Origin of the sequence: Rhizobium sp. Root1220 (assembly GCF_001426265.1) — a bacterium.
Classification (GTDB): Bacteria; Pseudomonadota; Alphaproteobacteria; order Rhizobiales; family Rhizobiaceae; genus Rhizobium.
Genome location: NZ_LMDG01000002.1, coordinates 139,865 through 162,208 on the forward strand (window position 1 = coordinate 139,865; position 22,344 = coordinate 162,208).

The 22,344-nt window shown below is 60.4% G+C and carries 25 protein-coding genes; 13 read left to right on the forward strand and 12 right to left on the reverse strand.

What is annotated here, in order from left to right; all coding sequences use genetic code 11:
* Window positions 1–19 precede the first annotated feature (19 nt).
* Window positions 20–1,123 (forward strand): acyl-CoA dehydrogenase family protein, encoded by a 1,104-nt coding sequence (locus tag ASC90_RS03740; protein ID WP_056535533.1) that lies wholly within the window; start codon window positions 20–22, stop codon window positions 1,121–1,123.
* A 4-nt stretch (window positions 1,124–1,127) separates the two neighbouring features.
* Here the strand turns inward: ASC90_RS03740 and ASC90_RS03745 are convergent, their stop codons facing one another.
* From ASC90_RS03745 to ASC90_RS03760, 4 genes are all read right to left on the reverse strand, one after another.
* Window positions 1,128–1,592 (reverse strand): Rrf2 family transcriptional regulator, encoded by a 465-nt coding sequence (locus ASC90_RS03745; protein ID WP_056535537.1) that lies wholly within the window; start codon window positions 1,590–1,592, stop codon window positions 1,128–1,130.
* A gap of 180 nt (window positions 1,593–1,772) precedes the next feature.
* On the reverse strand, window positions 1,773–2,027 hold the full coding sequence (locus tag ASC90_RS03750; RefSeq protein WP_056535541.1) for a hypothetical protein: 255 nt from the start codon (window positions 2,025–2,027) through the stop codon (window positions 1,773–1,775).
* Between the two features lie 52 nt (window positions 2,028–2,079).
* On the reverse strand, window positions 2,080–2,286 hold the full coding sequence (locus ASC90_RS03755; protein ID WP_056535545.1) for a hypothetical protein: 207 nt from the start codon (window positions 2,284–2,286) through the stop codon (window positions 2,080–2,082).
* Between the two features lie 75 nt (window positions 2,287–2,361).
* The gene (locus tag ASC90_RS03760) at window positions 2,362–4,413 is read right to left on the reverse strand and encodes an NAD(+) synthase (protein WP_056535548.1); all 2,052 of its coding nucleotides are present in this window, start codon (window positions 4,411–4,413) and stop codon (window positions 2,362–2,364) included.
* Between the two features lie 261 nt (window positions 4,414–4,674).
* Between ASC90_RS03760 and ASC90_RS03765 the strand changes: the two genes are divergently transcribed.
* The gene (locus tag ASC90_RS03765; RefSeq protein WP_056535551.1) at window positions 4,675–5,775 is read left to right on the forward strand and encodes an NAD/NADP transhydrogenase subunit alpha; all 1,101 of its coding nucleotides are present in this window, start codon (window positions 4,675–4,677) and stop codon (window positions 5,773–5,775) included.
* A 364-nt stretch (window positions 5,776–6,139) separates the two neighbouring features.
* On the forward strand, window positions 6,140–7,168 hold the full coding sequence (locus ASC90_RS03770) for a porin (protein ID WP_056535554.1): 1,029 nt from the start codon (window positions 6,140–6,142) through the stop codon (window positions 7,166–7,168).
* Between the two features lie 127 nt (window positions 7,169–7,295).
* Here ASC90_RS03770 and ASC90_RS03775 read toward each other — a convergent pair whose 3' ends face one another.
* Both ASC90_RS03775 and ASC90_RS03780 read right to left on the reverse strand, forming a co-directional pair.
* Window positions 7,296–7,745 carry an Rrf2 family transcriptional regulator gene (locus tag ASC90_RS03775; RefSeq protein WP_056535557.1) on the reverse strand — a complete coding sequence of 150 codons (450 nt, stop codon included), beginning with the start codon at window positions 7,743–7,745 and terminating at the stop codon, window positions 7,296–7,298.
* Between the two features lie 144 nt (window positions 7,746–7,889).
* Window positions 7,890–8,387 carry an Lrp/AsnC family transcriptional regulator gene (locus ASC90_RS03780; RefSeq protein WP_244480289.1) on the reverse strand — a complete coding sequence of 166 codons (498 nt, stop codon included), beginning with the start codon at window positions 8,385–8,387 and terminating at the stop codon, window positions 7,890–7,892.
* 135 nt (window positions 8,388–8,522) lie between these two features.
* On the opposite strand from ASC90_RS03780, the gene ASC90_RS03785 reads away from it, so the two are divergent.
* The gene (locus tag ASC90_RS03785) at window positions 8,523–9,275 is read left to right on the forward strand and encodes a tryptophan 2,3-dioxygenase family protein (protein WP_056535560.1); all 753 of its coding nucleotides are present in this window, start codon (window positions 8,523–8,525) and stop codon (window positions 9,273–9,275) included.
* Window positions 9,276–9,280: 5 nt separating this feature from the next.
* Here the strand turns inward: ASC90_RS03785 and ASC90_RS03790 are convergent, their stop codons facing one another.
* Genes ASC90_RS03790 through ASC90_RS03810 form a run of 5 tightly spaced genes read right to left on the reverse strand, consistent with a single transcriptional unit; the run spans window position 9,281 to window position 14,001 of the window.
* A complete protein-coding gene (locus ASC90_RS03790; RefSeq protein ID WP_056535563.1) occupies window positions 9,281–10,573 on the reverse strand; it encodes an FAD-dependent oxidoreductase in 1,293 nt (430 codons plus the stop codon).
* Window positions 10,570–11,553 carry a branched-chain amino acid ABC transporter permease gene (locus tag ASC90_RS03795; protein ID WP_056535565.1) on the reverse strand — a complete coding sequence of 328 codons (984 nt, stop codon included), beginning with the start codon at window positions 11,551–11,553 and terminating at the stop codon, window positions 10,570–10,572. The genes ASC90_RS03790 and ASC90_RS03795 overlap by 4 nt, the downstream gene beginning before the upstream one ends.
* Window positions 11,550–12,458: a branched-chain amino acid ABC transporter permease gene (locus ASC90_RS03800; protein ID WP_056535568.1), complete on the reverse strand. Its 909-nt coding sequence runs from the start codon at window positions 12,456–12,458 to the stop codon at window positions 11,550–11,552. The genes ASC90_RS03795 and ASC90_RS03800 overlap by 4 nt, the downstream gene beginning before the upstream one ends.
* A complete protein-coding gene (locus ASC90_RS03805) occupies window positions 12,455–13,204 on the reverse strand; it encodes an ABC transporter ATP-binding protein (protein ID WP_056535571.1) in 750 nt (249 codons plus the stop codon). Before ASC90_RS03805 ends, ASC90_RS03800 begins: the two co-directional genes overlap by 4 nt.
* Window positions 13,201–14,001, reverse strand: coding sequence for an ABC transporter ATP-binding protein (locus tag ASC90_RS03810; protein WP_056535574.1), 801 nt, complete (start codon window positions 13,999–14,001; stop codon window positions 13,201–13,203). Before ASC90_RS03810 ends, ASC90_RS03805 begins: the two co-directional genes overlap by 4 nt.
* 118 nt (window positions 14,002–14,119) lie before the next feature.
* Between ASC90_RS03810 and ASC90_RS03815 the strand changes: the two genes are divergently transcribed.
* From ASC90_RS03815 to ASC90_RS03845, 7 genes are all read left to right on the forward strand, one after another.
* A complete protein-coding gene (locus tag ASC90_RS03815; RefSeq protein WP_156392827.1) occupies window positions 14,120–14,848 on the forward strand; it encodes a GntR family transcriptional regulator in 729 nt (242 codons plus the stop codon).
* Window positions 14,849–14,855: 7 nt separating this feature from the next.
* On the forward strand, window positions 14,856–15,344 hold the full coding sequence (locus tag ASC90_RS03820) for a DUF3830 family protein (RefSeq protein WP_056535577.1): 489 nt from the start codon (window positions 14,856–14,858) through the stop codon (window positions 15,342–15,344).
* Window positions 15,345–15,704: a TIGR04076 family protein gene (locus ASC90_RS03825; protein ID WP_056535580.1), complete on the forward strand. Its 360-nt coding sequence runs from the start codon at window positions 15,345–15,347 to the stop codon at window positions 15,702–15,704.
* Complete coding sequence (locus ASC90_RS03830; RefSeq protein ID WP_056535582.1) at window positions 15,701–16,756, forward strand: aldo/keto reductase; 1,056 nt, start codon at window positions 15,701–15,703, stop codon at window positions 16,754–16,756. The genes ASC90_RS03825 and ASC90_RS03830 overlap by 4 nt, the downstream gene beginning before the upstream one ends.
* Window positions 16,753–17,169 carry a DUF4440 domain-containing protein gene (locus ASC90_RS03835; RefSeq protein WP_056535585.1) on the forward strand — a complete coding sequence of 139 codons (417 nt, stop codon included), beginning with the start codon at window positions 16,753–16,755 and terminating at the stop codon, window positions 17,167–17,169. Before ASC90_RS03830 ends, ASC90_RS03835 begins: the two co-directional genes overlap by 4 nt.
* A 48-nt stretch (window positions 17,170–17,217) precedes the next feature.
* Entirely contained in the window at window positions 17,218–18,477 is a 1,260-nt protein-coding gene (locus ASC90_RS03840) for an ABC transporter substrate-binding protein (protein WP_056535588.1), read from the forward strand.
* Between the two features lie 113 nt (window positions 18,478–18,590).
* Window positions 18,591–19,217 (forward strand): hypothetical protein, encoded by a 627-nt coding sequence (locus ASC90_RS03845; protein WP_056535590.1) that lies wholly within the window; start codon window positions 18,591–18,593, stop codon window positions 19,215–19,217.
* Window positions 19,218–19,290: 73 nt separating this feature from the next.
* Here ASC90_RS03845 and ASC90_RS03850 read toward each other — a convergent pair whose 3' ends face one another.
* Complete coding sequence (locus ASC90_RS03850; protein ID WP_056535736.1) at window positions 19,291–20,319, reverse strand: CorA family divalent cation transporter; 1,029 nt, start codon at window positions 20,317–20,319, stop codon at window positions 19,291–19,293.
* Window positions 20,320–20,610: 291 nt separating this feature from the next.
* Between ASC90_RS03850 and ASC90_RS03855 the strand changes: the two genes are divergently transcribed.
* On the forward strand, window positions 20,611–21,861 hold the full coding sequence (locus ASC90_RS03855) for an FAD-dependent oxidoreductase (RefSeq protein WP_056535593.1): 1,251 nt from the start codon (window positions 20,611–20,613) through the stop codon (window positions 21,859–21,861).
* Between the two features lie 202 nt (window positions 21,862–22,063).
* A complete protein-coding gene (locus ASC90_RS03860; RefSeq protein ID WP_056535595.1) occupies window positions 22,064–22,252 on the forward strand; it encodes a hypothetical protein in 189 nt (62 codons plus the stop codon).
* Window positions 22,253–22,344 lie beyond the last annotated feature (92 nt).

Here is a 22,344-nt window from a genome sequence, read left to right on the forward strand (position 1 = left end):
GACAAACAGAGGCCCGCAGATGGGAACCATATCGCAATTGCACGACAGAGTACGATCTGCTGCGCATCGTATCGAGAGCGAGGAGGAAGCGGTCGCCACCGCTCGCAACCTCGCTGCGGGCTTCGCCCTGCAAGCGAGTGAGCGCGATATCAATCGTATCTTGCCCTATGCAGAGCTCGATACTCTCGCCCAATCCGGCCTGACCGCGATCACGATCCCGGCGGAGCATGAGGGCCTCGATGTGGCCAACGCACTGCTTGGCGAGATCGTGGCTATTGTGGCCGAAGGCGATCCATCGATTGCCGAGTGCCTGGAAGTTCATTTTCGGGTTCTGGAGCAGCTGCGGATCGAGGGCGGTGATGAGCTGAAGAATTTCCTGTTCGCGCGGGCACTTGCGGGCGATCTTTTCTCTGAGTCCGTCTTCCTCGGGCCCGGCACCGCCACGCCCAGCGGCATGGGCTACCAATTGAGCGGCAGAAGCGTGCCATCGACCGCCATCCTCTTCTCCGACTGGATCGCAGCGCGGGCAATCGACGCCGACGGCAAGCCGACGACGCTCTATTTGCCTCGCGAAGCCGACGGGCTCCAGATCATTGATGATTGGGATGGCTTCGGCCAACGGGCCAACGGCACCGCGACGGCGGTTGCAAACGGCGTTCGGGTCAATTCTGACGCGGTCTCCCGGCACGTTCGCCAAGGTCCCTTGATCACCAGCGCGCTGGCAGCCCTCCTCCACGCAGCAACCGATCTTGGCATTGCACGCGCCGCACTCGCCAGTCTGAAGCACGCGCCTCGTTCTGCAATTGTCGGCAAGCTTGTCATCTCCCTCGAGGCCACGGCGGCGCTCGTTGAAAGTGCCGGCGGAAAGGTTGACTTCGCGCAGGTGACCCCGTCGACAAAGACTATCGAGATAGCCTCTTTCTCCGCATCGGCTGCCCAGAGCACAGCAAGCGCAGCGGCATTGGAAGCGACCAACAGTCTATTCCAGCTGTCGAGCGACGACGCGGCAAGCATTGGCTTGAACCTCGACAGGCATTGGCGAAACGCCCGCATTCATGCGCGCGGCGCCGCAACCGACGACCTCTACATAGCAGCCGCGGAACACTATTTCGGCAGCGTCTGACGTCCTAGTTGGCGACCGAGACGGGGAGCTTTTCGTCGGCATCGTCGAGCTTGCTGCCGGACGCCACGAATTGCTCCAGGGTCATGTTATCGAGAATATCGGCGATCGCGTCCCGGACTTCGGTCATCGAGCGCCGAACCTGACAGGTCTCGGGATCGGAACAGTCGTCACACGCCTCGAAAGCGGTGCGGCTGGCGCAGCGGATCGGTGCAAGTGGCCCGTCAAGCGTGCGAATGACGTGACCAATGCGAATTTCAGAGGCAGGACGCGACAGCGAGTAACCGCCGCCGGGGCCTTTCTTGGAGCGAAGAATCCCAACGTTGCGCAGCTCTAGCAAAATCGTATCGAGGAATTTTTTCGGTATGTTGTTGCGCGCCGCGACGTCATTGATGAAGGCCGTCTCACCCGGAGCCAGGCGAGCGAGGTCTACCAGCGCTTTCAAGCCGTATTTTCCTTTTTTCGTCAGCATGTCCGCTCGCCCTGTAGCCCCCGTATTTTCATCCCCACTAAACAGCCAATAACGCCGAAAGCATGAATACACAACAAATGGCCATCTTTTATATAGTTTGTATCCATCTTGCCTTCTAATCGCAATTTCTAACCTTGCTCAGGCAGCAGGCGATTTGCCGAACATCGCTCGATGAATTGGTCAATTGGAATGCTGGGTTGGCGGCCGGCCGACAATTTGCCCGCCACCGGACGGGCCTGCCGGGGCCGGGTTTGTGCCGCTGCTTGTCCATGCGCCAAAGGCCAGTATGACGACCAGCAGCACGAAACCGATTGCCCCAATCAGCGCCCAGGCGGAAAGGCTCTTCGCTTCGCTGGAAAGAACCCGTTCCCGCGCCTTGTAAGCGGTCCGCTCATCGATTGCGCGATTGTCAGGGGCTTCCGGGTTTTCGGTCATTGCCTCATCTCCTGTAGCAACAACTCGGTCCCGGCCGATCGGGTTCCGTCGATCAGATAAGCGGATCCACGCCATCCGCTTCGCTGCTGTTCAACTCACGGGCGATATCCTCTGCGTCTTGCCTATCGAGACCGACGAGGTCCCTTCCATCCGTTGCTGCTGGCAGCGACGTCAGGGTATCGATCACCGCCCAGCGGCCGCCTGGCTGCTGTCGCACTTCGTAGCGCGGAAGCTGCTCTTCAGAACAACAATCGTCCATTCGCATGCACCTCCTGTGTGAACAGCGTCGGACTGCGACAAAGCGAGGTCCCGCATCGCGGATGCCGCCTCATACTCAGCTTTTGACATCCGGCACGTTCGCCTTCAGTTCCTTGATCCATACTCGTGCGTTGCCGTCCGACGGCGCACGCCAATCGCCACGCGGCGAGAGCGAGCCGCCCGACGTCACCTTGGGTCCATTCGGCGAAGCCGAGCGCTTGAACTGGCTGATGGTGAAGAACCGGAAGAGAAACACCTCCATCCAGACTTTGATGGTTGGAAGGTCGAAACTCCGGCGCTTGTCCGCCGGAAAATGCGGCGGCCAGACACCGGCGTCCACGTCATTCCACGCCATGTACGCAAGGAAGGCAACCTTCGACGGACGAAGACCAAAGCGGGTGGTATAGTAGAGCGCGAAGTCGTGGAGGTCGTAAGGCCCGATCTTGTCTTCGGTGCTCTGCATGACGCCATTTTCATCAGCCGGAACCAGTTCCGGCGAAATCAGCGTATCGAGAATCCGCTCGAGCGTAGCTTTTGCTTCCGCATCGAAATCACCGGTCCGGATGACCCAACGAATCAGGTGCTGGATCAAGGTCTTCGGCACGGACGCGTTGACATTGTAGTGGCTCATCTGGTCGCCAACCCCGTAGGTCGACCAGCCAAGACCGATTTCCGAGAGATCGCCGGTACCCAGCACCAGTGCGTTTCTCTGATTGGCGGCACGGAACAGGAAGTCCGTGCGCAACCCAGCCTGCACATTCTCGAAAGTCGTGTCGTAGACCGGCTCTCCGTCGGCGAAAGGATGCTTCAAGTCCTTGAGCAGTTGCAGCGCCAGCGGCCTAATGTCCACTTCTTCCGCGGTGATACCCAGGCCGCGCATCAGGGCCCAGGCATTCGACTTGGTGGCATCGCCGGTCGCAAAACCAGGCATCGTGAAGCCGAGAATGTCGGAGCGTGGCCAATCGAGCTGATCGAACGCCCGCGCCGCCACGAGCAGTGCATGCGTCGAATCAAGCCCACCCGAAATGCCGATGCAGAGCCGCCGGATTCCGGTGGAGCGCAGGCGCTTCATCAACCCCTGCACCTGGATATTGAAGGTCTCGTAGCAATCCTGATCCAGCCGGCTTTCATCTGCTGGCACGAAAGGAAAGCGTGCGACGTCGCGTTTCAGGCCGATGTCCCCTTCCGGCTTGCTGAAGGCAAAGGATACGCGGCGGAATTCATGATCGGCTGTGAGATTGAGCGTCGCGGCATCGTTGAACGTTCCGGTCCTCAGTCGCTCGAGTCGCAGTCGTTCGACGTCGATATCGGCAATGCACATCTGCGATGTTGTCGGAAACCGATCGGTTTCACCCATCAGGGTTCCGAGTTCGTAGATGCAGGCCTGACCGTCCCACGCAAGATCGGTCGTCGACTCGCCCGGCCCCGCCGCCGAATAGATGTAAGCCGACAGGCTGCGGGCGGATTGCGCCGAGCACAGCAGCTTGCGGGTATCGGCCTTGCCGACAGTGATGTTGCTCGCCGATAGATTGGCGAGGATCAAGGCGCCTGCCAACGCGCCGAAATCGCTCGGCGCCGCCGGTGCCCAGAGATCTTCACAGATCTCGATGTGGAAGATGAAGTCATCGATATCAGCCGCCTCGAAGATGAGATCGGTACCGAACGGCACTATTTCGCCGGCAACTCGAATGTTGGCCCCGCGCACGCTGCGTCCAGATGCAAACCAGCGCTTTTCGTAGAACTCGCGATAGTTCGGCAGATGCATTTTCGGAACCACGCCGAGAATGCGTCCGGCATGGATTGCAACCGCGCAATTGTACAGGCGCCCTTCGCTATGCAGCGGCGCGCCAACGAGGAGAACCGGTGTGAGGTTACGGCTCTCTCGCGCGATCGCCGCGATCGCGGTATCCACTGCTTTCAACAGCGCGTCCTGCCCGAGCAGGTCATCGATCGAATACCCGGAGATGCCGAGTTCGGGAAATACCATCAGGCCGACGCCGTCGGCATGTCCCTGTCGTGCCAGCTCAAGCGTCGCTTGCGCGTTGAAATCAGGATCGCCGATCTCGCAATTCGGCGTGCAAGCCGCGACCCGCACAAACCCCTGATCATAAACCGAGTAAAAATCCAAGAATGCCTCCAGCAGCCCGTGCTTTCAGCAGTGATCAATACATCCAAATCTCTCTTCGCAAAACCTGAACTCGCAACATGGCCGTTCTTATTCAACGACGCTCATGCAAGCTGGACTCAGCATCCAGAAAAGACAGGATTTACTGCTAGTTGAAACCGGGAATCTGCCCAAAAAGAAATTACCAAACTGTCATAAAACTATGGGCCAGGACGCCTATATCGCTCCCGCACCTCTTCGAATCCCCTCTTTCAGAGCGATGAAATGCCGAACGTTGTCCGCGCCCGTCTGGGACTGCTCCGGGAAACCTTTCCCGGCGAGCGTCGCGTTGCGTTGACGCCGGGTGACGTGCGCGCGCTGTCCGAGCGGATGTCGATTCGGTTCCAGCGCGGCTGCGGTGCCGGGGCGGGCCACACCGACGATGCTTACGTCGCAGCCGGCGCGCTGCCTGCGGTATTCGAGGAATTAGTGTCGCTCTCGAAGATCATCGTCGGCGTCCGCCGGCCGGAGGAGACCGGGACTTTCGAGTCAAATTCTGTTCTTGCCTATCTCGGGTCCGGCGCGGGATCACCAGCAAACAGCTCCCGTGGGGGGCCACTGCATCTGGATCTTGCTCGGATTTCGGGTATGCGCGATGCAGGTCGTATGGATGTTTCCTCCAGGCAGGCGGCAATTACCGGCCACGTTGCTGTCCTCGAGGCTACGCGCGAACTCGGTCTTGCGCACGCGATGCTGACCGTTGACGGCAACTTTGTGCGCCCGATTGCCATGGTGGCAATCGGCACGGACCCGGCGGCGCTACAGGCAATCGCGACGGCGAAGCGTCTCGGCGCCAAAACCCACGGCTTCGGTTTCGAACAGTCGGCACAACAGAAAATCGAACGCCTGGGTGCAAGGTTTCTTGGAGCCGACCTGGCATACTCGAGCACTGATATTTTCGTCGCGCAATCGACGACCGAACTCGCGATTTTGCGCCGCCAACTGGCCACTTGCCTCTCGAATATGCAGTTGATTGTCACGAGCGTAGCGCCCACCGGCGAACCCGCTCCCATTCTCCTCGACGACGAGATGCTTTCCGCTCTTCACGCGGGAACAATCATTGTCGATCTGGCTGCCGAGAACGGTGGCAATTGCGCTTCGACTCACGCCGGACAGACGGTCGACGTTTCCAACGTCCGCATCGTCGGCTCCACCACTCTTGCCAGTCGAGCGGCCTCCGAGGCGAGCTGCCTCTTCAGCGAAGGCCTGCGAAACCTGATCGAGCATTTGCTCGACATCAATGGCCACCTGCGGTTCGATCGACTCGATCCGCTTATCCGCGCCATGATCGGCGACCAGCCCATTGAGAGGTCGATTGCGTCGTGACTGGGGCGTAAACCGAAGCAGAAATCGAACACCTTCGACCGAGAGAATGCTGCATTACAGCAATGTTGCGGCAGGAAATAGGTTTTAAATAATACATTAGGAACAACGGCTTGAAACGCCGCCTCCAAGCCGTAGCATCATGACCATCCCCACCGTTGCCTTTATGCAACACGCCTATTTCGCATTGCAGCAAAAGCAGAATTTGACGGTATCTATTATTGATACATTTGTCCAAAAATGTAATTTGACGCGGCGGGAGACGTTCGTTTTTCCCGAGGGCTTGTACGAAAAAATTTTGGGGTAGGTAGGGCCGATCATTCGGCAATGGTGACCTGTGCCCAATCCACAAAGATTGGACTTCGTTATGAACATTAAAATGATCCTTATCAGCTCGGCGGCGGCACTCGCCGCATTCTCGGGCGCTCAGGCTGCCGACGCCATCGTCGCTGCTGAACCGGAAGCCGTCGAATACGTCCGCGTTTGCGACGCTTACGGCACTGGCTACTTCTACATCCCGGGCACGGAAACCTGCCTGAAGATCAACGGCTATATCCGCTTCCAGGTCAACGCGAAGCCGAACGCCAGCGGCACCTCTGACTGGGATGCCGTCACGCGCGGTCAGCTCCAGTTCACTGCCAAGAGCGATACAGAATACGGCCCCCTCACTGGCGTTATTGTTTTGCAGGCGAATGCCGACAACAATACCAATCAGGAAACGCATCTCGACTCGGCGTACCTTGATGTCGCTGGCTTCCGCGCTGGTCTGTTCTACAGCTGGTGGGACGATGGTCTCTCGGGTGAAACCGACGATATCGGCAGCCCGGTCACGCTGCACAACTCGATCCGCTATCAGTATCAAAGCGGCGACTTCTACGCTGGTATCTCTGTTGACGAGCTGGAAGACAGCCCGTTCTACAACGGCGAAGTGCCGAACAACGAAGGTATTGCTGTCGGCATCGGTGGCAAGGCTGGTGCCTTCTCGTACCAGGTCACGGCTGGCTATGACTTCGACAACGAAGCCGTTGCTGTCCGCGCCATGGGCACGGTTGCAATTGGTCCTGGCACAGTCGGCCTCGCAGCCGTCTATGCTGATGCACCTGGCGCATACTACAACGCTGCACAGTGGGCTATCGCTGCCGAGTACGCTATCCAGGCTACCGACAAGCTGAAGATCACCCCCGGTGCTCAGTGGTATGGTGACTACGGTGTTAATGCTACTCCGGCTGGTGGCGGCGACGCTGACTTCAACAGCGGCGATGCATGGCGCGTTGGTCTGACGGTCGATTACCAGATCGCCGAGAACTTCTACGCCAAGGCTAGCGTCCAGTACACTAATCCGGACGATTTCAGCGACGTCACGACCGGCTACTTCCGCCTGCAGCGTGCGTTCTAATATCCTAAGTCAAACGTTGCGCTGGCCTGGAAATGGTCCAGCGCAAACTGCGCCAACTGTCTTCTGATCAGATTGACCTCCGATCAGCTTAGGAAGGGTTGCCTGGTTCCCTGCCGGGCGACCCTTTTCAAATAGGGCTGACTGATTTCCGCGCCTCCAGCCGCCGAAGCTCGGCAATACTGTCGCCGACGGTGACTGACCCAAGCATATCCACCACGGCCTGCTCCGCCCGATCGCAAAGATATTCAGAGAGATCGCCGATATTCTCACCGACAAGACCTTCGTGTGGAATATCGTGCCGCGTCGCCCAGATCTTCTTCTCGCCGGTCACGGCCGCATAGATCTCGCTGAGCAAAATCTCGTTGCGCGAACGCCCGAGACGGATGCCGCCCTTGCCGCCCACGGAAGAGATCAGAATGCCGCTATCGTTCAGCGGCAGGAGCAACTTGCGCACAAAGCTTGCGCTCGTATCCAGCCCGCGCGCAAGTGACTGGCTGGTTGTTCGAATTTCGGCCTCTTGATTGACCGCGACGCTTATCACGATCTGCAGAGCTGTCGAAAACCGTGTATCGATCATGCCGAACCTGGAGCCCTATATCTGAAGCCAGTCCATCGGCACCCCGCGCCTCCGGACTTGAAGTCTGTATGACAGATATTTCCCGCGGGAATCGCTTGTCAAGAATTAGGAAGGCGATCACGCCGACTTGAACAGCGCCCTGCCTTACTCCTTGCGCTTCGCCGGTCGAGCACGGCTTTGGGCAGCCGCAAACGAGATCTCGCCCTTGATCTCCCGCATCGCCATCGAGGTTATGGTGCGCTTGACACCTGGCAGGCGGCTAAGGTCTTCGCGCAGCATCCTGTCGAGAGCGGCCATGTCGACCGTCACGATATGTAGCAGGTAGTCCGCCTCGCCGGTGGTCGCGTGACAACGCCAGATAAATGGATGCTCGCGCACGGCCGCCTCGAATTCCGCCGATACCTCGAAATCGATCGAGACCTGAATAAATGCTTCGATGCCGAAGCCGAGTTTTGCAGGATCGAGACGCGCGGCGTAGCCGCGGATGATGCCAGCCTCTTCAAGCGCCTTCACGCGCTTCCAGCACGGCGTCTTGCTGACACCCACCTCGTCGGCCAGCGCCGCGAACGAGATACGCGCGTCAGCTTCTAACGCGCCGATGATCTTTCTATCGATATTATCGAGCACCAGATGTTCCATCATTGTCCACCCAATCATCCAATCGTGCTACGAATGCATCATTTCAAACAACAGAAAGAAACAATGTTCAAGTGGAAAGCGCTAATGTGAAATTTGAGACGAACAGTATCCGGAACGCAGTCCGCAGGGAGCGCATTGATGATCAAACAAGACTACTATGCCCGCATCGAGGCGCCGGAAATGCGCGACTACGGCGTCTATCTGCAATGCGACAAGCTACTAGCCTGTCAGAGGCCGCTCGCCGATATGGCCAATGCCGACGAGTTGCAGTTCCAGATCGTCCATCAGGTCGAAGAGCTATGGATGAAGCTCATTACCTATACGCTGGTCGACGTCATCGACTATATCGAGAAGCAGAACACTCACCGCATCGTTACGCTGATGGGTCGCGTCCACAGGCTGATGCGAATGATGACCGCGCAACTCGATCTGCTCGAAACGATGTCGCCCAAGGAGTATCAGGAAATCCGCCTCCAGCTCGGCAACGGCAGCGGCCAGGAATCACCTGGATTCAAGCTGTTGCTTCGCATTCCGCCCGACCTCTGGCGAGCCTTCAAGGCTTCATATCTCGACGGCCGTCAACTGACGGTGGAAGACGTCTACGATGCTGGGTACGATCATGGCGACAGTTATGTGGTCGCCGAAGCGCTGATTGAATTCGACGAACTGTTCCAGAAGTTCCGTGCCAATCACCTCTACCTCATTCACCGCTCTATCGGCCTTGGCTCGAAGTCCCTCAAGGGCCGGCCCGTCGAAATGCTCGAGGGTGGCGCCCGACACCGCTTCTTCCCCGAGCTTTGGGATATTCGCTGTACAATGACTGACCGGTGGGGTGGCCAGTACGGCGTCGTCCGCGATTCCATAAGCCATCCCGAGGCGGCGGCGGAATAGAAGTCTCAGGCTGCGGTATCCAACCTGTCACGCAACATGCTCCACGGCAGGAGCATGTTGGGTGCATGTCGCATCAGGCCATGGAACGGTATCGGCGCGGGCGGTGCGCAGGGGATTGCCAGATCGCGCGCTTCGGTTCCTCCCGCCCAGTCGGCCAACGCTCGTCCCATCGCCGTGGTCATGGCAATGCCGCGTCCGTTGCAGGCGAAACCGGCGATCAGCCCCGGCCCCATATCCACGAGATGCGGGAGAAAATCGGGCTGGACCGCAGCCACTCCCGACCATGAAAAGTCCAGTGGCGGCAGATCCGGGAGATCCAGATGCCGGGCAAGGCGGCGATGGATGACCTCCGGAACGCGGTCGTCAGCCCCCGGCCCCAGCACGTGCATGCCGCCGCTGATCAACCGGTTCGCAGCATCGAAGCGGAAAGTGAAGAGGTTGCGCCTGGTATCGGAAACGCATTGACCGCTCGACAGCAGACGTTTGCGGACATCGCGCGGCAACGGATTCGTGGCGATCTGGAATACCTTCAACGGGAAATAGGTTCGTCGCAGCGTCGGCAGCAGCGGTCCGCCGTAGGCGTTGGTCGCGACGACCACCTTTCCCGCTCGAACGACACCCGACCTGGTTCCGAGGACCCAGCCGTCGCCGGACCGATCGATCGCAGTTACCCGCGTTCCCTCGAAAATAAGCGCTCCGGCGCGCGCGGAGGCATCCGCCAGACCGCGTGCGTACTCCACCGGATTGAGAACGCCGCCCGATCGGTCAACCCAACCGCCGAAATAGTCCCGCGCGCCCGTGAGCTCGGCAACGGCGGCCTTCGACAGCACCTCTACCGGCCTTCCGCGCTCAGCCCACTGGCCAGCCCGGGACTTCACTTTCTCAAACGCATCAGGCGAATGCGCTGGTTGTATCCAGCCGCTTTGCAGCGCATCGCAAACGATCCCATGTCGCTCGATCAGGTTGAACACGAGGTCTGCGCTGCCCGCAGCAAAGTGGATCAGTCGCTCGCCGCGCTCCTCTCCCAGAGAAGCGAGAACATTGACAGGGTCCATTTTGGCGAAGTTCGGCACGACGAAGCCCGCGTTTCGGCCCGTCGCGCCCCAGGCGACGATCTCCGCCTCGAGAACGGCAACTGAGATCCCCTTTTCGGCCGCGTGCAATGCGGTCGATAGTCCCGAAAACCCACCCCCAATGATCGCCAGGTCAACGTGGAGATTCTTGTCCAAGGCCGGTCGTTGTCTACGGTTGCGGCCGACGGCGTGCCAGAGGGAAAGCCCCTGCTCCGGCGTCGTCATGGCCCGTTGCTGCCTTCAGCGGCTTGCGTCTTGGCACGCTTTCCAAACCGCAGGCGTCGCGGCATGTCGCCGAACAGGCCGTTCGGCCGCACCAGAAGAATGACGCATAGCATCACGCCGATGGCGACGATCTGCAGCGACGCAGCGCGGGCCTGCTGCTCCGGCGAAAACAAGACGCTCGTCAAAGCGCCCGAACCGGCCCAGATCGCCCAGACAAGAATGCTGCCGATCACGGCCCCCTTGTTGCTGCCAGACCCGCCGACAATCAGCATCACCCAGACCTGGAAGGTGAGCGTCGGCACGTAGTTGTCAGGCGCGATGAAGCCGATGAAATGTGCCTGCACGGCACCCGCCAGTCCCATGATCGCACCACCAACGGCAAACGCCTGAACGCGGTAGAAGCGTGCGCTTTTGCCGAGAGAAATTGCGGCGCGCTCGTCTTCGCGCAACGCCTTCAGCACTCTGCCCCAAGGGCTGTGGGAGAGGTGTTCGAGCGCCAGGTAGACGGCAAGCGTGACGATCGCGACGATCGCGAGATTGGACAGGTTGAAGAGCAGCGGCGTTTCGGCCAGACCACCGAAGGGGCGCGGGATAAAGCCGATGCCGAAGGCGCCGCCGGTCAACGGCTGCGAATTCAATGCGACCAGCTGAACAACGACGGCAACGCCGAACGTCGTGATCGCGAGGTAGTCCGATTTCAGCCGCAAAGTGGCGACGCCGGTGATTCCCGCGGCGATGCAGGTGACGACCATTGCGCCCAGCCATCCGATCAGGATCGGCATGCCGAAGCCGCCGAGGCGTGCCGGATCGTCGGGTGTCGTCAGGATCGCGGAGGTGTAAGCCCCGATTGCCACGAACCCTGCCAGCCCGACATTGAAGAGGCCGGTCAGCCCCCATTGCAGATTGAGCCCGAGACTGATCAGCGAAAAGATAAGCGCCGTGGTCAGGAAGAACGCGCCGTAGCCGAGAAGATCCATCACCGCTCCTTCACTCCGAAAAGGCCGATCGGCCGGACGAACAGAACTGCCATCAGAATGAGGAAGGAAATGGCCGCGCGCCATTCCGCACCGATCAACTGAACGGCGCCGGCCTCGGCCACGCCGATGATCAGGCCACCGAGAACCGCACCCGGTACGCTGCCGATACCGCCGAGGATCGCCGCTGCAAACATCGGCAGCAGCATGTCGAAACCCATCAGCGGCCGGATCTGTACGAGGATGCCGATCATCACGCCGGCAACACAGGCAAGCCCGCCGCCGACGATCCAGGTCAACCGAACGACTTTTGCCACATCGATGCCGACGATGCGCGCGAGCGCCGGATTCTGACTGAGAGCCTGCATCGAGCGGCCCGCCTGTGTTCGTGTCATCATCAGATGGACGGAGGCGACGAGCACCGCTGTCACCAGAAGCAATGCAATCTGGTCTGCGGTGATGCGAATACCGAACCCCACGGGCATGGCGATCTGGATGGCGCGGCTGAAATAGGTTGGGCGCGACGTGAACAGGAACTCCAGCAGGCTTCGCAGCGCCATGGAAGCGCCAAAGCTCGCCATCACGACGATGATCGCCTGTCCCTTGGCGCGCAGCCGAGCGAAAAGAACCAGATCGAGAAGCAGTGCAAGCAATCCCGTGAATGCCATGCCGACGATGACCGCAACGATCAGCGGCCAGCCGAAGGACAGGGCCCCGATCGGTGCAACCTTGCCGAAGACGGCGCCTATGGCCGTGACGGCGGCAAGCGTCGCATAGGTTCCCCAGGCCATGAAGTCACCGTGAGCGAAATTGGAAAAGCGCAGGATCGAATAGGTCAGCGTTACGCCGATGGCGCCGAGACCGACCATCGAGCCTGTCAAAAGGCCGTCGACGATGAATTGGAGGCTCATGGCGCATCTCCCGTCTTAGCGTGAGCCGATCGCTGGCCGAGATAGAGTTCGGCAACGACTGGATCATTCCAGAGTTCGGAGGCCACGCCTTCGTGGCGATCCTTGCCTTCGACCAGCACATAGGCACGGTCGCCGATCGCGAGCGCTGCCCTAGCGTTCTGCTCGACAAGCAGGATCGTGACGCCTGATTTGCGGATGGTGCTCAGCATTTCGAAAACCATGGAGACGAATTTCGGCGAGAGCCCAGCCGAGGGCTCGTCCAGCACCAGCACCTTCGGATGAACGATCAGCGCCCGTGCGACAGCGAGCATCTGGCGCTGGCCGCCGGAAAGGTTGCCGGCAGCAATGCGGCGATGGCTAGCTAGGTCGGGGAACGCAGCGTACATTTCGTCGATCCGCTTTGGTACCTCGCGCGGCGGAAGGATGCCACCTGCGACCTTTAGGTTGTCCTCGACGGACATCAGCGGAAAGATGTTCTCGGTCTGCGGCACGAAGGCAAGGCCGAGCCGCACCATGTTGTGAGCGGGTGCCGCGGTGATATCCTTGCCGTCGAGCAGCACGGTCCCGCCGGTGATCGGCACGAGGCCCGCGACAGCCTTGATGAAACTGGACTTACCCGCCCCGTTCGGACCGAGCACGACGACAATCTCTCTTTTGTTGACGGCAATCGATGCGCCCCGCACGATCGGCACGCCCGGTTCGTAACCGGCAACGAGATCGCGCACGAGAAGAACGGGTTCGTTCATGCCGCACCGCCGAGGTAGGCTTCGATCACCCGCGGGTCACGTGCGACTTCATCTGCTGTGCCCTCGCAGAGAAGCTGGCCGCTCGCCATGACGAGTACGCGATTGCAGAGCCGTGTGACCATGTCGATGTTGTGCTCGATCAGCAGGAAGGTGATGCCTCGGGCGTTGATGTCGCGAATGCGGTCGATGATGACTTCGAGCAGCGTCGCATTGACACCGGCGGCAGGCTCGTCGAGCAGGATGATGGACGGATCCGCCATCATGACACGGGCGAGTTCCAGCAACTTTCGCTGACCACCGGAGAGCACACGGGCAGGCTCGTACGCCAGTCGCGTCAGCGCCACCAGTCCCAGAAGTTCTTCCGCCTTCTCCTGCGCAGCGCGCTCTTCCGCCGCCACGCGCCAGGGCATTGCGAAGTTCGCGAGCAACCGTTCTCCCGCCTGCCCTTGCGCGGCGAGCATCACATTCTCGATCAGGGTCAGGTTCGGAAGGGGTCTCGGGATCTGGAATGTACGGCCAAGCCCGCGCCCGATCCGGCGATGGGCGGCTTCGCTCGAGACCAGAGCACCATTCAGGAAAATCTCGCCGCTCGAAGCCGGCACACTGCCTGCAAGAAGGTCGAACATCGTCGTCTTGCCAGCGCCATTCGGGCCGATCAACCCGAGGATTTCGCCGCGCCGGACATCGAACGAAACGTCATTGACGGCAGCGATGCCGCCGAAGCGTCGTACCACGTTGCGCGCAGTCAGAACGGGCATATGGGCATCCTCCCCCTGCCGTTCGATCTTGTCACTCATGGATCCCTCTGGTCGAGAATGGTCAACGCCACCCCCTGTTTTTTGATTTGTGATCACACTTGCATTGATCACGCTAATCAGCTTTACTCGCTTCCGCAAGCCAAAAACAGGACGACAAATGCAAAAGGCTGCCAGCGACAAGAACAACGAAGTCATCGCCGCGCAGCTTGCGCCGGTCGGCCGCGAGACGGTTCAGGATCGTGTTTATTCGGAACTGCGACGCGCCCTCATCGGCGGCCTTTTCGAGCCCAGCCAGGTCCTGACGATCCGCGGCCTTGCCGATGCGCTCGTCACCAGCACGATGCCGGTGCGCGAAGCCTTGGGCCGTCTGATCACGGAAAAAGCGCTTGAAGCCCTCCCCAACCGCTCGGTGCGCGTCCCACCCATAACCCTTGAACGCATCGACGACCTGCTGCGCGCCCGTATTCTGATCGAGGGCGAAGCGATCGCGCTTGCCACAACGCTGATGACATCGCGCCAGATCGCCACTGTCGAAGCCATGCTCGGCGAATGGGACGAGATGCGCGCACTGAAACACAAGAAAGATGTCGACAGGGAAGTCACCCTCAACCAGAGTTTCCATTTTGAAATCTATCGTGCCTGCGGCTCCGCCGTCCTGATACCGATGATCGAGAGCCTCTGGCTGCAATCGGGTCCATGCATTCGCGTTGCGATCTACGCGTTCTCGGACGCGGGCGAGGTCGATACGGCCCAATACCATCGGCGCATCGTTGCAGCCCTTTCCGCCCAGGATGCGCAGGCCGCGCGCGAGGCGCTGGTCGCCGATATCAGCCGCCCCTTCACTTTCCTCCGCAACAAGATGCAATCGGCCGACAGCAAGGACTGAACAGGACATGACCCAACGCGCCATCAGGATCACCGAACAACGCTCGGGCCTCTCTGTCACCGCACCACTGCTGGCAGAAAAAGCCCCCGACAATGCTGCATTCCTCTGGGACTATCTCGCAGAGGCACGCATCGTTCCCGGTATCCATGCCATGTGGACCGGTCCCGAAATCTCCTGCCCCGTCCCACCGGCGCATCTGGAAGGTCAATCCTACGCCGCGGCCCTGCCCTCGGAAAATGCCACGCTGACGCCGCAGCCGGGCGACATCGTGCTGAGCTACGTGCCGGCCCGCATGTGGGGCGGCAACCCGAACCCGATCTTCGACATCGGTCTCTTCTACGGTCAGGGCGCCCGCTTGCTCTTCCCGATCGGCTGGCTTGCCGGCAGTGTCGTCGCGCAGGTGCGTCCCGAAGAGCGCGATCATTTCGCCACTGCCTGCGGTATCATCCGCCGCAACGGTGCCTGCGACGTCACCTTCACGCGGATGGAGGACTGAATGAGAACGGACGACGATAGTTTCGAGCTTTTCGATCTCCGGGTAGAGGCCGTTGTTCCTGAAGGTGGTGCGATTTATTGCGGCGCCAGGGAAGGCGACTATTTCGAGCTGAAGGGCGAGATGCTGAGCCTGCCGCCGGGTCAGGGTTTTTCCATCTATTCCATCTCCGCCGTTCTGCCGCTTCTTGCCGCAAAACAGCGCCCGACCCACAAGAACGACTGGATGACCTCGGATGCCGAGATCGCCTGTCCGGATCCGAATTGTGCTAGCCGCTTGCGCATCGTCAGGACGGGAAAACGGCGGTTCAGCCATGCCGAAACGACCGCGGTCCCGCTGCCGCAGGAGAATGACGACAAATGAACGCGAAGACCTTCGAACTCAGCCCCGGCTACAATATTTCCCGCGTTATCCGCGGCGGCTGGCAGTTGGCGGGCGGACACGGCGCGATCGGACGCGATCAGGCTGTCACCGACCTGATGGCCGCCTTCGACGCAGGCATCTGGACCTATGACTGTGCCGATATCTACACCGGCGTCGAGGAGTTGATCGGCGCGACGCGCCTGAGGATCGCCAACGAGCGTGGCCTTGATGCCGCCGCAAGGATGAAGGTCCATACAAAGCTGGTGCCAGACCTTGCGCGTCTGGCCAATATCAGCCGCGACTACATCAGCGGCATTGTCGAGCAATCCCTGCGGCGCCTGAAGACGGAGCGGCTGGATCTCGTCCAGTTTCACTGGTGGGACTATTCGCTCCCCGGTTATCTCGACGCCATGGCCTGGCTGAACGAACTGCGCCAGGAAGGCAAGGTTCACAACGTTGGCACGACCAATTTCGACACGCCGCACGTTGCAGAGATCCTTAAGGCAGGCGTTCCGCTGGTGAGCCAGCAATTGCAATATTCGGTTCTCGACCAAAGGCCGGCCAACAGCCTTGCCACGCTGGCAAAACAGCACGACCTGCGCTTCTTGTGCTACGGCTCGGTCGCCGGTGGTTTCCTGGGTGACAAGTGGCTCGGCGCACCCGAACCCGACATGCCGCTAGAGAACCGGTCGCTCGTCAAATACAAGCTGATCATCGACGATTTCGGCGGCTGGGATCTCTTCCAGTCATTGCTCCGGACCCTGAAGGCCATCGGCGACAGCCATGGCGTTGATATCGCCACCGTTGCCAGTGCATGGGTGCTCAAACAGCCACAGGTCGCTGCGGTCATCGTCGGCGCCCGCAACCAGGCACATGCCTTGGCAAATGCCCAAATCATGGACGTCGCGCTGAGCGACGAGGACCAGAACAGGATCGCCGCCGTCATCGCCGAAAGCAACGGCCTGGAGGGAGACGTCTATACCCTTGAGCGTGACCGGACCGGCCGCCATGGCTCGATCATGCACTACAACCTCAACGCGGGGAAGAAATGACCCTCCTATTGCGCGCCAGCGCCGAGATCGTTGATCTTCATCGCTTCTTCGTCGACTGGTACGATATGAAGAGTGCCGCGATTGCCGACTTCGGACGCTTCGAGCGGGTGATGGGCGATGGTTTCCACATGGTTCCGCCCAGTGGCCTTGTCCTCGACCGGGACGCAGTGGTCTCCTACGTCAAGGCAAACCGCGCGACGCACCAAGGCGACTTTGCGATCGACATCAGCGACATTCGCCCCGGCTGGCAGAGCGCCGACGCAATCATCGTCTGCTATATCGAGACGCAAAGGCGCGGCGGCAAGGAGAGCCGCCGGCAGGCGAGCGCTCTTTTTACAACAAGTTCATCGACGCCTCACGGCGTCGAATGGCGTCATCTGCATGAAACCTGGCTGCAGGTGCCGGAAAGCTGAACAGGCTCAAGATGAAATAAAAGTCGTGTACCAAAAGGGGAACAAAAAATGCGAAAGACGATATTTCAAATCTCCACGGCGCTGGCGCTGCTGACAGCAGCAGGTGCCGCCAATGCCGCTGATTGCAAGATCACCGTCGGTCTCGTGATGGAACTGACGGGTCCTGCCGGCGAATACGGCCAGGCGGGCGCAAAATCAGTCGAGATGGCGTTCCGTGACATCAACGCCGCCGGCGGCGTACGCGGTTGCGACCTCGTGACGGATACGCGCGACAGCCAGAGCCAAGGCAACGTCGCCGTCGATGCTGCCACCCAGCTCGTGCAGGTCAAGAAGGTTCCGGTCATCATCGGTGGGATCATTTCCTCCGTGTCGATCCCGATCCTGACATCCGTGACCGCGCCGGCAAAGATCGTCCAGGTATCGCCTGCTTCCTCCTCCCCGACGCTGACGGCGCTCGGCCGCGACGGCAAGACGAACGGAATCTTCTTCCGCACCATCACCTCGGATGCGTTGCAGGGCGTTGCCGCAGCAAAATACGCCATCGACAAGGGCTTCAAGAAGCTGTCGATCATCCACGTCAACAACGACTTCGGCGTCAACATGGTCGCGGAGTTTTCGCGTGCCTACAAGGCGCTCGGCGGCACGATCGTTTCCGATACGCCGTACAACGAAAAACAGTCGAGCTATGCTTCCGAAGTCACGGCTGCCATGGGTGGTGAGCCCGACGGCCTCTACCTCGTCAGCACCCCTGTCGACGGCGCAACGATCGCCAGAACCTGGATTTCGCAGGGCGGCGTCCAGAAGTTCCTGCTGAATGACGGCATGAACAGCCCTGATTTCATCGATTCCGTCGGCGCCGACTATCTGAAGGATGCCTATGGCACCTCTTCCGGCACCAGCCCGACGGCGTCCACCGAGTATTTCACGAAGAACTACAAGGAGTTTTCCGGTATCGAGCCATCGAACCCGGCTGCCGACCGCTCCTATGACGCCGGCGCAATCGTCGGGCTGGCAATTGCCATCGCTGGATCAGAGGATCCCGCCAAGATCAAGGATGCTATCTTCAAGGCCGTCGATCCGGCAGGCACGCCGATCTATGCCGGCAAGGAAGAGTTCACCAAGGCGCTCGACCTTATCAAGGACGGCAAGCCGATCCGCTACGAAGGCGTGATCGGTCCTGTTGCCTTCGACAAGCATGGCGACATCACCGGTCCCTTCCGCCTCTGGAAGATCGCCGATGGCAAGGTTACGACCGACGGCGAAATGACAACGGACGAGGTCAACGCCTTGCAGGCGAAAATCCAGTAGACTTCGAGAGGCGCCCGCCCGCCGGGCGCCCTCATCACGCGATTTCGATTTTACGCTGATGCCAAGCTGAAATACGCTGCGCCCTGCTTGAAATTCAACCGGGGAGAGACACCATGAAGCGCAGGTTTGTATTCGTTGCGGCCGCCTTGGCCTGCTCAGCCGTCGGCACCCAGGCCCAGGACACCGCGATGAGCTTCTTTGTCACCAGTGTAAATCCAGGCAAGGGTGGAGATCTCGGCGGGCTCGCCGGCGCCGATGCCTATTGCAACACGCTTGCGGCGGCCGCCGGCTCGACCGGCAAGACCTGGAAGGCCTACCTGTCGACCGACGCGGAGAACGCCAAGGATCGCATCGGCGCCGGGCCATGGTACAACGCCAAGGGCGAGAAAGTCGCTGACTCCGTTGCCTCGCTGCATGGCGACAGCAACAGCATAACCAAGCAGACAGCACTCGACGAAAAGGGGCAGGTCATCAGCGGACGCGGCGACACGCCGAACCGGCACGATATGCTGACGGGAACAAAGGCGGACGGCACCGCAGCGGCGGAGACATGCGGCAACTGGACAATGGGCGGTGCCGACGGGGCCGCGGTGGTAGGACACAGCGACCGTACCGGCCTGAACGATTCAGCGGAGGCCAAGTCTTGGAATTCTTCGCACCCGACGCGCGGCGGATGCACGGTGGCTGCGTTCAAGACAACCGGCGGCGATGGCCTGTTCTACTGCTTCGCCGCGAACTGACGGTCAGCGAGAGATAAGGGTGGCGCGGGAGGCGCGCCATCAATGTCCAGATTTGTGACGAACCAGCCAGTGCCTAAAGCCATCCGATGCGTCGCAGCCCCCAGAGCGTCGCAACCGACGTGATCGTTACAAACGCGACAATGACGATGAACGCCCATGTGTCGTTGACGCCGGGAATCCCTCCGACATTCATTCCGAACAGACCCGCGACCACACTCGGTGGAAGGAGGAGCGCGGCCAGTGCTGCAAGCCGATTGGAATTGCGGGCGATGCGCTCGCTGATCACCGTCGAGAGGTCGTCGTGGAGGATACCGGTTCGGTCGCGGATCGCATCGAGATATTCGATGAAACGCATCAGTTTGTCGATGACTTCACGCATCCGCAGCTTGTCGCGTTCCAGCAGCCATGGCGCGTCGTCGTGCTCGATACGGCTCAAGGCGTCGCGCTGCGGCGCCAGATAGCGACGAAGCTGGACGGAGCGCCGGCGAAGCAGCTTAAGGCGCTCCCTCACCGCGCTGGCGTCGCCGTGGAAGATCATCTCGTCGAGTTCGTCGACCTCTTCATCCATCCCGTCGAGCACCGGCTCTAGATCACGCACGAGCTTGTCGCCAATCAGGGCCAGCAAGTCACCGGTGCGATGCGGGCCTTTGCACTTTTCAAGCGCGAGGCGAATGTCGCGCAATGCCGTGATGTAGTGGCCGCTATCGCGTAGAGACACAACCCGTTTGCTGTCGACCCAGAGATGGAGGGGCACGAGATCGATGTCCGTGGGTTTCCCCTGCGCCTCGTCGGGCGCGGTTGCGCACACGCCGCGCAGGATGATCAGCAACCCCTCGTCTACCGGCTCGACGCGAGGCCGGCTCTCCTCGGCGAGAAGCGCTTCGCTGACGAAGGTATCCAGGCCGCTCTCTCGACACACCCATTCGGTCGCCGCGGCATGATCCCGCTCGAAGTGCAACCAGATCACGCCATCCTCGGGCCTCCAAGCGCGGGCCTGAGCCATATCCAGCTGCCTGCACCCGCCGCGCCCATCCAGCAGCAATGCGAACCGCAATCCGGGTTCGGCGCCATAGCTGACCGTCGAGGTATTTGGCGTATCCATCGCACCCCGCCACATCCAATCAGCGAACCGAAAAACGCCGCCGACCCAAAGGCTTGCTCGAGCAAGCCTTTGGGATTTTATCAGGTAGGATGCAAGGTGCAATACCTTGCAGTCCACACCGAAACTGCGCCACATGCTGCATTCGCCACGTAGTTCGGCCATTGTTTCGGCAAGCGTAATTCCGCAGATTGCCGGCGGACGTGCCCCCGCAAAGGAGCACGAGGCTCACTTGCGCGGCGCACCGGAGTTGGCGCATGATGCGGGTCACCCGCACAGACTCCAGTTCCAGCAATGAGTTCAGAACCAGACATAGCAATCATTGGCGCAGGTGCGGCCGGCATTGGCGCTGCACGACGTCTGGCAGGAACCGGTCTCTGCGTTTCGATCCTCGATTCCTTGCCGCGTCTCGGGGGACGCGCCTGGACTTTCAAGACGCCGGTCGCCGCTGTCGATCTTGGTTGCGGCTGGCTTCATTCGGGAGACCGCAACCCGTGGACGCACATTGCCGAAGAAAGTGGATTCGAGGTCGACCGCCGGGCGACGGCATGGGGCGAACAGTTTCGCAACCTCGGCTTTCCGAAAGCCGACCAGGAAGCCGCAAGGCACGTGTTTGCGCGGTGGAGCGAGCAGATTTCAACAACACCGCCAGCCAGCGACAGAGCCTCGGACGCGCTGGACAAGGATGAGCCCTGGCGACCTTATCTGCAGGCGTTGAGTGGATACATCAGCGGCGACGAACTCGAGCGTATCTCGGCGAAAGACTATGCCGCCTATGATGCGGCATCGACCGATCACAACTGGCGTGTAATGGCTGGCTACGGCACGCTGATTTCGGCAAGCTTGCCCGCCAGCGCGCACCTTCATCTCTCGACGCCCGTCGAAGCCCTGAGGCTCGCCGGGCAGCGTGTCGCACTACAGACCACCGTTGGCACCATCCAGCCTCTCGCAGTCATTTTCACCGCTTCGACGAACGTTCTCGCAGGCGAGACGATTGTCTTGCCATCGTCGCTCGATCCATGGCGTGACGCCGCCGCGCGCCTGCCACTGGGCGACAACGAAAAACTCTACCTGGAAATCGTCGGCAGCAGTCCGTTCGCAGCCGAAAGTCATGTCCTCGGCAATCCACGCGATCCGGCAACCGGAACCTACTACATTCGCCCTTTCGGATCGCCTGTGATCGAATGCTTCCTGGGCGGCGCCGGAGCAAGGAGGGCTGCCGCCGAAGGACAGGACGCCGCGTTCGACCGCGCCATAGACCAGCTTGCATCACAGTTCGGCTCGTCGGTGCGCCGGTGCCTGCGGCCGCTCGTTGGCTCCGACTGGGCGGGCACGCCATCGATCGGCGGCGGCTATAGCCACGCCCTGCCGGGGCAAGCCGCAGCCCGAATCGCGCTGGCAACACCGTTCGACAGTCGAATTTTCTTTGCTGGCGAAGCAACACACCGAACTGATTTCTCAACCGCGCATGGCGCTTATGAAAGCGGCGTGCGCGCTGCAGAGGAGGCGATCGCAGCGCTCGCCCCGCATGCACTCGCTAGATAGTCCGACCTCGGACGTACCGACTTCAGCGTGGCCGACCCACGGCCGCGCTATGACGTACGAGCGGATCGTGCCATTTTGTGTCATCAGCGTATTATCGGTCATTGGATATTAACAACTCCGAAGGTGCTTGGACCGAGCAGATGCGAGAGCGTGTACACACTCGCAAGCAAGAATCGCTTGTATGAATCGCAGGGCGGCAACAATGGACACAGAAGGCAATGATCTCCCATTTCTCCTCAAGGAATTCGAGCGTTTTGCCGATGAGCTAAACAAGCTTCCATCGTCCGTCGAAACCACAGCTCTGGAACTGCAGTTCGCCCTGCTGCGGCAGGCAGTCGAAGCCAAGTATCGCCGCAAGGCAATCAAAGTGGTGAACATCGACCCGAACTAGGATTCGGGCAGGAGCTGCCTGTCGGATCTTTGGCATAATGCGGGGGCATTTACTGTAAAGTACTTCCATCCGGGATCGCATTGCGCGAAGCT